Origin of the sequence: Kitasatospora sp. NPDC059803, from assembly GCF_042732255.1 — a bacterium.
Lineage (GTDB): Bacteria > Actinomycetota > Actinomycetes > Streptomycetales > Streptomycetaceae > Kitasatospora.
This window is the reverse complement of sequence record NZ_JBHWIJ010000304.1, coordinates 1-10356: the sequence shown is the minus strand read 5'-3', so window position 1 is coordinate 10356 and position 10356 is coordinate 1. Positions and strand designations below refer to the sequence as shown.

The window sequence follows — 10356 nt, the reverse complement described above, 5'->3', positions numbered from 1 at the left end:
GCCCCGTCCCGTACGCGCGGTGGCGTCAGCCGGTGTTGCGCAGGCCGGCGGCGATGCCGTTGACGGTCAGCAGCAGCGCGCGGGCCCGCAGCGGGTCCTCGTGGCGGCCGGTGGCGACCTCCTCGCGCTGGCGGCGCAGCAGCGCGACCTGGAGGTAGGAGATCGGGTCGAGGTAGGCGTCGCGGACGGTGAAGGTCTGCTTGAGCACCGGGTTGTGCTCCAGCAGTGCGCCCTCGCCGGTGAGTCGGAGCACCTCGCGCAGGGTGAGGTCGTGCTCGGCGACGATCTGGTCGAAGACGTGGTGCAGTTCGGCGGGCACCAGCTGCTCGACGTAGTGGCGGGCGATCCGCAGGTCGGTCTTGGCCAGCGTCATGGCGACGTTGGACAGGAAGTTGCGGAAGAAGTGCCACTGGCCGTGCATCTCGTCGAGCACGCCGCCGAGGCCGGCGGCGCGGGCGGCGGCGAGGCCGGAGCCGACGCCGTACCAGCCGGGGACGATCTGGCGGGACTGGGTCCAGCCGAAGACCCACGGGATGGCCCGCAGGCCGTCGAGGCCGGCGCCGGAGTCGGGGCGGCGGGACGGGCGGGAGCCCAGGTGCAGCGAGGCGAGCTGGTCGACCGGGGTGGCGGCGAAGAAGTACTTCGGCAGGTCGTCCTGCTCGACCAGGGCGCGGTAGGCGGTGTGGGCGGCCGCGGAGACCTGGTCCATCGCGGCGTCCCAGCGGGCCAGTTCCTCGGGGGCCTGGCGCGGGGCGGTGTGCAGCGCGGAGGCGGAGAGGGTGGCGGAGATGGTCAGCTCCAGGTTCTCCCGGGCGAGGGAGGGGAGCAGGTACTTGTCGGAGATGACCTCGCCCTGCTCGGTGACCTTGATCTCGCCCTCCAGGGTGCCCCAGGGCTGGGCCAGGATGGCCTCGTGGGAGGGGCCGCCGCCGCGGCCGACGGTGCCGCCGCGGCCGTGGAACAGGCGCAGCCGGATGCCGTAGCGGTGGGCGACGTCGCGCAGCCGGCGCTGGGCGCGGTGGATCTCCCACTGGGAGGTGGTGATGCCGCCGAACTTGGAGGAGTCGGAGTAGCCGAGCATGACCTCCTGGACGTCGCCGCGCAGCGAGACGAGCAGCCGGTAGGAGGGGTCGGACAGCATCTCGTCGAGGATGAGGTCGGCCTTCTGGAGTTCCTCGGTGGTCTCCAGCAGCGGCACGATGCCGATCTTGGCGATGCCGCCGTGCAGGTCGATCAGGCCGGCCTCGCGGGCCAGGACGGTGGCGGCGAAGACGTCGTCGGCGCCCTGGCACATGGAGATGATGTAGCTCTCGACGATCTCGTCGCCGAAGCGCTCGAAGCCCTCGCGGATGGTGTTGAAGACGCCGAGGGTCTTGGTGCCGGCGGCGTCCAGCGGGGCCGGGGTGGGGGCGAGCGGGCGGCGCGAGCGGAGCTCCTTGGCGAGCAGCTTCTGCCGGTACTCGCGGGGCATGTCGGCGTAGCGCCAGGCCTCCTCGCCGAGGCGGTCGAAGAGCTGGCCGAGGGCGTGGTGGTGGGCCTCGGCGTGCTCGCGGACGTCCATGGTGGCGAGCTGGAGGCCGAAGGCCTCGATGGTGCGGATGGCGCGGGCGAGGCGGCCGTCGGCGATCAGCTCGCCGCGGTGGGCGCGCAGGGAGTCCTGGATGAGCCGCAGGTCGGTGATCAGCTCGCGGGTGCCGAGGTAGTCGCGGCCCTCGACGTGCGGGGTGCCCTGGGCGAGCCGCTCGCGGGTGTTCTCCAGCTTGAGCCGGACGCAGGTGGCCTTGAGACGGTAGGGCTCCTCGGCGTTCATCCGCTTGTAGCGGGGGCTGAGCTCGGGGAGCTGGTGCAGGTCGGTGTTGAGCGAGGCGAGCAGTTCGACCGAGGCGCCGGCCAGCCGCTCGGAGGTGGAGAGGGTGCTGCGCAGGTCGTCGACGGCGGCCAGGGCGTCCTTGATGCCGTACTCGTGCTGGAGGTTGAGGACGTCCCAGGTGACCTGCGGGGTCACGTTGGGGTTGCCGTCGCGGTCGCCGCCGATCCAGGTGCCGAAGGTGAGCGGGCGGACGCCGTCGGGCAGGGTCAGGCCGACCCGGCCGAGCTCCTCGTGCAGTTCCTCCAGGACCTGGGGGACGGCGTCGCGGTAGAGCTCGTCCAGGTAGTAGACGGCGTTGCGGGCCTCGTCGGTGGGCTCGGGGCGGGCGATGCGCAGCTCGTCGGTCTGCCAGAGCAGGTCGATGACCTCGGCGAGGCGGCGGTCGGCCTGGCGGCGGGCGCTGCTGGTGCGGGCCGGGTCGGCCTGGGAGAGGCCGGCGGCGATCTCCTCGCGGTGGATGCGATCGAGGAGTTCGCCGATGCGGCGCAGCTTGTTGAGGACGCTGCGGCGGGCGGCCTCGGTGGGGTGGGCGGTGAAGACCGGGCGGACCGCGAGGTGGGCCAGCGTGTTTTCGAGGTGCTTGGGGTCGGCCTCGGCGAGCTGGTCGGCGGTCTGGGCGAGCAGCGAGCCCTCCCGGGCGCGGCGGGTGGCGAACTCGCGGCCGCGGTGCACCTGTTCGGTGACGTTGGCGAGGTGGAAGTAGGTGGAGAAGGCCCGGACCAGCTTGGCGGCGGTGTCCAGGTCGATGTCGGAGAGGAGTTCGGCGGTGGCCTCGCCGTCGGTGCGGCTGAGCAGGCGGACCTGTTCGACCAGGCCCAGCAGCTGGGGGCCTTCCTGTCGGACGAGCGTCTCGCCGAGCAGGTCGCCGAGGCGGCGGATGTCCGCCCGCAGGGCCGCGTTGTCGGCAACTGGGCCGGTGGCGTGGACAGTGGGGCTGTCCGCCGGGGTGGGGACCGGAGCGGTCACGGCTGGCTCCCTGTGGTGGTGGGGTTCGGCAACGGCTCATCGTCACAGGTCCGCCCGCGTGTGGCGGGTGTGACGCGTGCGGACCGCGCTGTCCGACGCGACCAGCATAGGTGTCGGGGCGGTCGCTGTCCGCGAGGTGGCCGGATGGCGGACAGTGACGCCGCAGGCCGCATGTGGTCTGGACCACTTGAGGGTCCGGCGAGGTGTCGGGGGCAATCCCGGTGGGGAGGGGAGGGGGTTGCCGCTTAGGGTGTCAACCATGAGCAAGTCGCCTGGGGAGCGCGCGCCGGTCCGGCCGTTCTGGTGGTGGGAGCGGCCGCGCAGCGCCTTCCTGGACATCGGGCTGGCGGTGCTCGCCGCGCTGGAGTGCGCGCTCAGCACGATCGCCTTCCTCTCCGGCCGGGTGCACCTGGACGCCGCCGGGATGGCCGGCATCTCGCTGCTCGGCGTGGTGGCGGGCGGTTCGCTGGTGCTGCGCCGCCGCTGGCCGGCCGTACCGGTGCTGGTGACCCTGGTGGCGATGCCGGGGATGCTCGGCGTCCTGCTGCTGGTGGTGTCGCTGTACACGCTGGCGGCGACCTGGGAGTGGCCCACCCGGCGCTGGCGGGTGGTGGCGCTGTCCGCACTGGCCTTCGCCGAGACCGTCGCCGTGATGATGGTGTCGATGCTGACGCCCGGCGACACGGCGGTGGAGCAGCCGCCGCTCTGGGGCCAGGTGCTGATCGCGGTGCTGGTCTCCGTCGGCCTGACCGTCCCGCCGGTGGTCACCGGACTGTACGTGGGCGCGCGGCGGCGGCTGATCGACTCGCTCAAGGACCGCGCGCACGGCCTGGAGACCGAGCTGGACCTGCTGGCCGAGCAGGCCCAGGAGCGCGCCCGCCGGGCCCGGCTGGAGGAGCGCACCCGGATCGCCCGGGAGATGCACGACGTGGTGGCGCACCGGGTGTCCCTGATGGTGGTGCACGCCGGGGCGCTGGAGCGGATCGTCGCCAAGGACCCGGAGAAGGCCGCGCAGAGCGCCAAGCTGATGGGCGAGGTCGGACGGCAGGCGCTGAACGAGCTGCGGGAGATCCTCGGCGTGCTGCGGATGGACGACGAGCGCCAGCCGGAGCCCGACTCGCTGGCCGGGCTGCCCCGGCTGGTCGACCAGTCCCGGGCGGCCGGCATGGCGGTGACGCTGACCGTCAGCGGCAGCCGGCAGGAGTTCACCGGCGAGGCCGAGCAGACCGCCTACCGGGTCGTCCAGGAGGGCCTGACCAATGCGCACAAGCACGCGGGCGGCGCACAGGTGTCCGTCCTGCTCGCGTACGCGCCCAACGGGGTGCGGGTGAGCGTGGTGAACGCCTGCCCGGGCGGCGGCGGGGGCGCGGCGAAGCTTCCCAGCGGCGGCAACGGGCTGGTCGGGATGCGGGAGCGGGTGATCGCGCTGGGCGGCACCTTCTCCTCCGGGCCGGAGGCGGACGGCGGGTTCCGGGTCGAGGCGGTGCTGCCGTCCCGGCTGGCGGTCCGGGCCGAACGGCTGCGGTGACGCGCCGCCAGGCCCGGCCCGGCGGTCAGGCCCTGTCCGGCCGAGCGCGTGTCGGCCGCCTGACCCAGGGCCCGCCGGACCGCCGTCAGGAACCGTCGGCGGTGCGCAGCCGCTCCGGGGCGGTGCCCAGGATCAGGGTGGTGACGGCCTGGTCGATGCCGTGCCCGAGGAACCACTCGCCGGTGTGGTCCAGGCTGTAGACCCGGCCCTCCTCGTCGACGGCCAGCAGCGCCTGCCCGTACGCCTCCTCGCCGAGCGGGGCGAGCTGGCTGCCCAGGGCGCGGCCGAGGTCGAGCAGGGTGCGCGGCTGGTGCAGCCCGCACAGCGGGTCGATCAGGAACGGGGTGCGGGCCAGCTGGCGGCCCGGGCCGGCCAGGTCGAAGGCGAGGCCGCCGAACTCGGCCCAGGCCTCCACCGCCGCCGGGAACACCGCGTGCCGCAGACCGGACGGCCCGCCGTACCCGACCAGGGCGTCGGCCCACTCCTCGGCCTGCCGTATCTGCCAGCGGCCGGGGTGCCAGCCGGCCGCCTTGAGCTCGGCGGCGACGTCGGCAGGGAAGCGCGGGCGGGCCCGCCCGGCGGGGGCGGCGGACAGGGTGGCCGGCGGTGGCGGGGGCGGGCTGGGCGGGTTCAGGGCGGACTCCAGGGCTCGGGGACAGGGGGCGTACGAGGGCGCGGTCAGGGCGCGGGCGGCCCGACGGCGACGCTCTGCACGGTGAAGTGCTCCAGCATCGGCGCGCAGGAACGGCACGGCGGGGCGTGGGTGCCGTGCGCCGGGTCGCCCTCCTCCCGGATGCGAACGGTCGTCATCCGGGAGCCCTTGAGCGCCTTGCGGGCCTCGTGCAGGGTCATCGGCTTGCGGGCGGCGCGCTTGGAGCGCCGGCCGTCGACCGCGACCAGGTGCTGGGAGAGCAGGACGGCCTCCGGGCAGCGGCCGGTGAACCGCTCGCGCGCCTCGACGGGCAGCGTGTCCAGGAACTCGCCGACCAGCGGGTGCAGGACCGGCCGTCGGGCGTCCTTGTCCCCGGCCAGGGTGTGCACCTCGCCGCCCTTGAGTGACAGCGCGGCGGCGACGGCGGGCAGCAGGCTGTCGCGGTGGTGGCGCAGCACGGGCGGGCCCGCGGGCTCACCGGTGGTCATGCGTCGTCCTCCTCCTCTGTTCCCGCTGACGGAAGGACCGGTGGGACGGTCCGGGGCAAGCCTGTCAAACGACACCGACATCCGCACAACCGGGGTGCGGGGGCGGACGAACGACCGTGCGGGACCGGCCGGGCCGTCACCCGATCCTCGCCGGACCGGGGCCGGATCCGCACACCGTCGTCACGACTTGTCCGCTGATTTCCCGAAACCACCTCCGGGCCGGGGGCACGGCCGGTACCGTTCCGGCAGCGAGGCCGAAGGGGATCCGGCCGACCGCCCGCGGACGCGCGGACGGGGCCGGACCCGGTGCCCGCGCCGGACGTTGGGGCCGTCGGGGTGGGCCCGAGCCCGCCCCGGCGGCGGAGCGAAGGGGCTCGTGGATGACGTCGGAGCAGCCCGGTCGGAACGGGCCGCGGCAGCGGTCGGGGGCCTGGGACGCGCAGGCCGCCAACCAGGCGCCCGGTGGGCACGTGCCCACGCCGGGCGAACCGCCCCGGCCGGCACCGGAACGCCCGGTGGGCCTCGCGGTGGTCGGGGCCGGCTACTGGGGCCCGAAGCTGGTCCGCAACGCGCAGGACACCCCGGCGCTGCGGCTGCACTGGCTGTGCGACCTGGACGAGGCCAAGGCCCGTGCCGTGCTGGGGGAGTACAGCACCGTCCGGGCGACCGGCTCCTACCGGCGGGTGCTCGACGACGAGCGGGTAGGGGCGGTCGCGGTGGCCACGCCCGCGGCCGCGCACTACCGGCTGGTGCGGGCCGCGCTGGAGGCCGGCAAGCACGTGCTGGTGGAGAAGCCGATCACGACCTCGGCCGCCGAGGCCGCCGAACTGGTCGACCTGGCCGAGCGCAGCGGGCTGGTGCTGATGTGCGACCACACCTTCTGCTACACCCCGGTGGTGCGCCGGATCCGCGAGCTGGTGCACGGCGGCGAGATCGGCGACATCCAGTTCTTCGACTCGGTGCGGATCAACCTCGGCCTGGTGCAGCCCGACGTGGACGTGCTGTGGGACCTCGCCCCGCACGACCTGTCGATCCTCGACTTCGTGCTGCCGCCCGGCGTCGAACCGGTCGGGGTGTCCGCCCAGGGCGCCGACCCGATCGGCGCCGGCCGGGCCTGCGTGGCGTACCTGACGGTCCGGCTGAGCAACGGCGCGCTGGCCCACTGCCACGTCAACTGGCTCTCCCCGACGAAGGTCCGCACCACGCTGATCGGCGGCTCCCGGCGCACCCTGGTCTGGGACGACCTCAACCCGCAGGCCCGGCTGGCCGTGCACGACCGCGGCGTCGACCTCACCCCGCCCGACCAGCTGACCGACGCGATCCGGCACCGGGCGCTGATCTCCTACCGGGTCGGCGAGATGGTCGCGCCCGCACTGGTCGAGCAGGAGGCGCTGCGCAACGTGATGGCCGAGTTCGCCGCCGCGATCACCGAGCGCCGGGCCCCGCTCACCGACGGCCGGGCCGGGGTGCGGGTGCTCCAGCTGCTGGAGGCGGCCTCGCTCAGCCTCGAACTCGGCGGTGCCACCGTCCCGGTGGGGTCCGGGGACCGGGCGGGCGCCCGGTGAGCGCCGGCATCCCGCCGGTCGACCCGATCCCGCCGGTCGGCCCGATCCCGCTGGTCGACTCGATCCCGTTGGTCGACCTGGCGGCCGCGCACGCCGAGGTCGCGGCCGAGGTCCGGGCCGGCTTCGACCGGGTGCTCGCCTCCGGCGGCTACGTCAAGGGCCCCGAAGTGGACGGCTTCGAGCGGGAGTACGCCGAGTTCACCGGCGCCCGGCACTGCGTGGGCGCCGGCAACGGCACCGACGCCCTCGAACTCGCCCTGCGCGCCCTCGACCTGCCGCCCGGCGGCGGGGTCGTGCTGCCCGCCAACACCTTCGTCGCCACCGCCGAGGCCGTGCAGCGGGCCGGGCTGCGCCCGGTGCTGGTCGACGCCGACCCGGCGCACCTGCTGATCGACCCCGAGCGGGCCGCCGGGGCGCTGCCCGGTGCGGTCGCACTGCTGCCCGTCCACCTGAACGGCCAGCTCGCCCCGATGGGGCCGCTGCTGGAACTGGCCGACGGACGGCCGGTGGTGGAGGACGCGGCGCAGTCCCAGGGCGCCCGGCAGCACGGGCGCACCGGCTACGGGCGGATCGCGGCCACCAGCTTCTACCCGGGCAAGAACCTCGGCGGCTACGGCGACGCCGGGGCGGTGCTCACCGACGACGACGAACTCGCCGCCGCCGTCCGGCTGATCGGCGACCACGGCGCGCGCGAGAAGTACCGGCACGAGCGGTTCGGCTTCAACTCCCGGATGGACGCGCTGCAGGCCGTCGTGCTGCGGGCCAAGCTGCGCCGGCTGCCCGCCTGGAACGCCGCCCGCCGGGCCGCCGCCGCCCGCTACGACGCCCTGCTCGGCGGTCTCGACGGCCTGACCCTGCCGCGCACCGCGCCCGGCAACGAGCACGTCTGGCACCTGTACGCGGTGCGGATCGGCTCCGGCCGGGACCGCGACGCCGTCCTCGCCGCGCTGCGCGCCGCCGGGATCGGCGCCGGGGTGCACTACCCCGTCCCGGTCCACCTCCAGCCCGCGTTCCGTCACCTCGGCCACCGCGCGGGGGCGTTCCCGGTCGCCGAACGGGCCGCCCGCGAACTGCTCAGCCTGCCGCTGCACCCGCACCTCACCGAGGCGCAGCAGACCAGGGTCGCCGGGGTGCTGGCCGGGGCGCTCGGGCAGCGGCCCTGACGGTTCCCCTTCTTCTCCCGGGCGGGGGCCCGGGCCCGGAGACGACCCCCTACGCTGGTGTCCAGCAAGCGCTTCGAGAATTTGCAGCAGCCAGTGGGGGCTCCCAGATGACGACAGGTCGGCCCGGCGTCGCCGCCGCACCGAACGCGGCGTACGCAGGTCAGGTGGTGCAGTTCCCGGACCCGGTCCGCGCGGAGCGACACCCCGCCGGGGTCCGGGTGGACGAGTACGGCTACCCGGACTTCGGCTCGTACGCCGCCGCCGCGGCCGAGGTCGCCGACCCGCCGGACGGCTTCGGCGTGGACGAGCTGCGGCTGACCGACTACGTGTCGGCCAACGCCGCGCTGTTCACCCAGGGCCACCCGCTCTGGGCCGACCTGGACACCGCCGTCGCCACCCCGCCCGGCTGGACCTGGCACCACGCGGTCGGCCGGGCCGCCCCCGGTTGGCGGCGGATGGAGCTCGTCCCGGTGGAGGTCAAGGCGCTGCTGCGGCACCACGCCGGCCTGGCCACCTCCGCCGCCGACCACACCCGCCGGGGCACCCGCCCGTTGCAGGAGCGCCGGCCCGTGCACTTCTCGCTGGCGAAGGACGGCGGCGACCCGATCGGCGTCCCCGAGGACCTGGTGCAGCGCGCCGAGGAGCGCCTCGGCTACCGGCTGCCCGGCGCCTACCGCACCTTCCTCAAGCTGGGCGGCGGCCGCGCCCCGGTCGGGGTGGCGCTGGACACCGAGCTCGGCATGCTGCTCGACCAGCCCTTCCTCACCCTCAGCGAGGAGTACGGCACCCAGGACGTCGTGTACGCCAACAAGTGCCTGCGCGACCACCTCACCAAGGACTACCTGGGCGTCGCCTACGCGCAGGGCGGCATCGTCGCGCTCAAGGTGCGCGGCGACCGGGCCGGCTCGGTCTGGTTCCACCTGTACGACGACGCCCGCGACACCGGCGCGCCGGAGGCCCCGGAGGACCGCTGCGCCCGGCTGCTGCTGCCCTGCGGCGAGGATTTCGACGCGTTCCTGCTCCGGCTGGCCGGCAGCCCGCCGGAGCTGGAGACGGTCGCGGAGCTGATGGTGGACGGCGGGTTCGCCCGGGCCGTCCCGGTGGACTGACGTGGCCGCGGCGGTGCAACGAGCGGGGACGACGAGGATGGGGACAGGGGTGAACCGGGCGTGGTGACGTACGCGCAGGCGCAGGAGCTCGCCGAGGAGTGGATCAACGGCGGGGTGCCGCAGCCGCAGCAGCGCGAGGTACGGGTCCGGGAGTTCGACCTGGGCTTCGTCTGCTGGGCGGTGGCACCCGGGGACGGGACGGCGGGGCCGTCGGGTGCGGGGGACGGGTCGGCCGGCGAGGCGCGACTGGTGATCGCCCGGGACTCCGGCGCGACCACGCTCTGGCCCGCGCTGCCCGTCAACGAGGTGGTCCGGCAGTACGAGGAGGCGTACGGGCGGCCGGTCGCGGCCAACCCGGCGGGGGCGGCGAAGCCCGCGCCCGGGCCGGTCGAGGCGACGTCCTTCCTGCTCAGCCCGCCGCAGTGGCTGCAGGAGGCGGGGGCCGCGGCGATCGCGGCGGAGGCGGAGCGGCTGGGGGGCCAGGGGGCTCCGGCTCCGGCTGCTCCGGTGGCTCCGGCTGTTCCGGTGGCCGAGCCGCCCGCGCCGGTCGCTGCGGCGCCCGCCGTGCCGGCCGCGCCCGCCGTCGAGCCGCCCGTGCCCGCCGTGCCGTCCGGTTCTGCCGGTCCTGCTGGTTTCGCCGTCCCGCCGCAGGCCCCGGCCCCGGCCCCCGTGCCGGTGCCGCCGGTCGGGGCCGAGGCGGCCACCGTCCTGATGCCCGAGGGGCTGCGGACCACCGGCTCCGACCTGCCCGACGCGCCCGCGCCGGCCGGGGCCGAGGCCGCGACCATGCTGATGCCGCCGGAGGGCGGCTACGGCATGCCGCCGGTCCCGCCGCCCGCCGCCCAGGCGCCCGTGCCCGCCGCCGTCCCGCCGCCCGCGCCCGTGCCGCCTGCGGCCGTCGAGCCGGCGCCGACGCTGCTCGCGTCGCCGGACGCCGTGCCGGGGCTGATGGGCCTGCCGGGTGCGCCGTCCGGGCCGCCCGGCGGGGTGGAGCAGCCGCCGACCGTCCTGGCCC

Annotated in this window: 7 protein-coding genes and 1 pseudogene; 5 read left to right on the top strand and 3 right to left on the bottom strand. The window is 75.5% G+C overall.

Features of this window, described 5'->3' with window-relative positions; all coding sequences use genetic code 11:
* Positions 1-25: 25 nt before the first annotated feature.
* The gene (gene ppc / locus ACFV6I_RS33005; RefSeq protein ID WP_079135660.1) at positions 26-2836 is read right to left on the bottom strand and encodes a phosphoenolpyruvate carboxylase; all 2811 of its coding nucleotides are present in this window, start codon (positions 2834-2836) and stop codon (positions 26-28) included.
* Between the two features lie 259 nt (positions 2837-3095).
* On the opposite strand from ppc, the gene ACFV6I_RS33000 reads away from it, so the two are divergent.
* Complete coding sequence (locus ACFV6I_RS33000) at positions 3096-4364, top strand: sensor histidine kinase (protein ID WP_063348044.1); 1269 nt, start codon at positions 3096-3098, stop codon at positions 4362-4364.
* A gap of 85 nt (positions 4365-4449) precedes the next feature.
* Here ACFV6I_RS33000 and ACFV6I_RS32995 read toward each other — a convergent pair whose 3' ends face one another.
* Positions 4450-4959, bottom strand: a complete 510-nt coding sequence (locus tag ACFV6I_RS32995; protein ID WP_063351179.1) for an SUKH-3 domain-containing protein — start codon at positions 4957-4959, stop codon at positions 4450-4452.
* Between the two features lie 83 nt (positions 4960-5042).
* A complete protein-coding gene (locus ACFV6I_RS32990; protein WP_063348043.1) occupies positions 5043-5504 on the bottom strand; it encodes a YwqJ-related putative deaminase in 462 nt (153 codons plus the stop codon).
* Positions 5505-5884: 380 nt separating this feature from the next.
* Between ACFV6I_RS32990 and ACFV6I_RS32985 the strand changes: the two genes are divergently transcribed.
* From ACFV6I_RS32985 to ACFV6I_RS32970, 4 genes and pseudogenes are all read left to right on the top strand, one after another.
* Positions 5885-7069, top strand: a complete 1185-nt coding sequence (locus tag ACFV6I_RS32985; RefSeq protein ID WP_079135658.1) for a Gfo/Idh/MocA family protein — start codon at positions 5885-5887, stop codon at positions 7067-7069.
* Positions 7066-8232 carry a DegT/DnrJ/EryC1/StrS family aminotransferase gene (locus ACFV6I_RS32980; RefSeq protein WP_380429342.1) on the top strand — a complete coding sequence of 389 codons (1167 nt, stop codon included), beginning with the start codon at positions 7066-7068 and terminating at the stop codon, positions 8230-8232. Before ACFV6I_RS32985 ends, ACFV6I_RS32980 begins: the two co-directional genes overlap by 4 nt.
* Before the next feature lie 107 nt (positions 8233-8339).
* Entirely contained in the window at positions 8340-9341 is a 1002-nt protein-coding gene (locus tag ACFV6I_RS32975; protein ID WP_063348042.1) for an SMI1/KNR4 family protein, read from the top strand.
* A 60-nt stretch (positions 9342-9401) separates the two neighbouring features.
* A pseudogene (locus ACFV6I_RS32970) lies at positions 9402-10356 on the top strand (hypothetical protein); the annotation flags it as partial.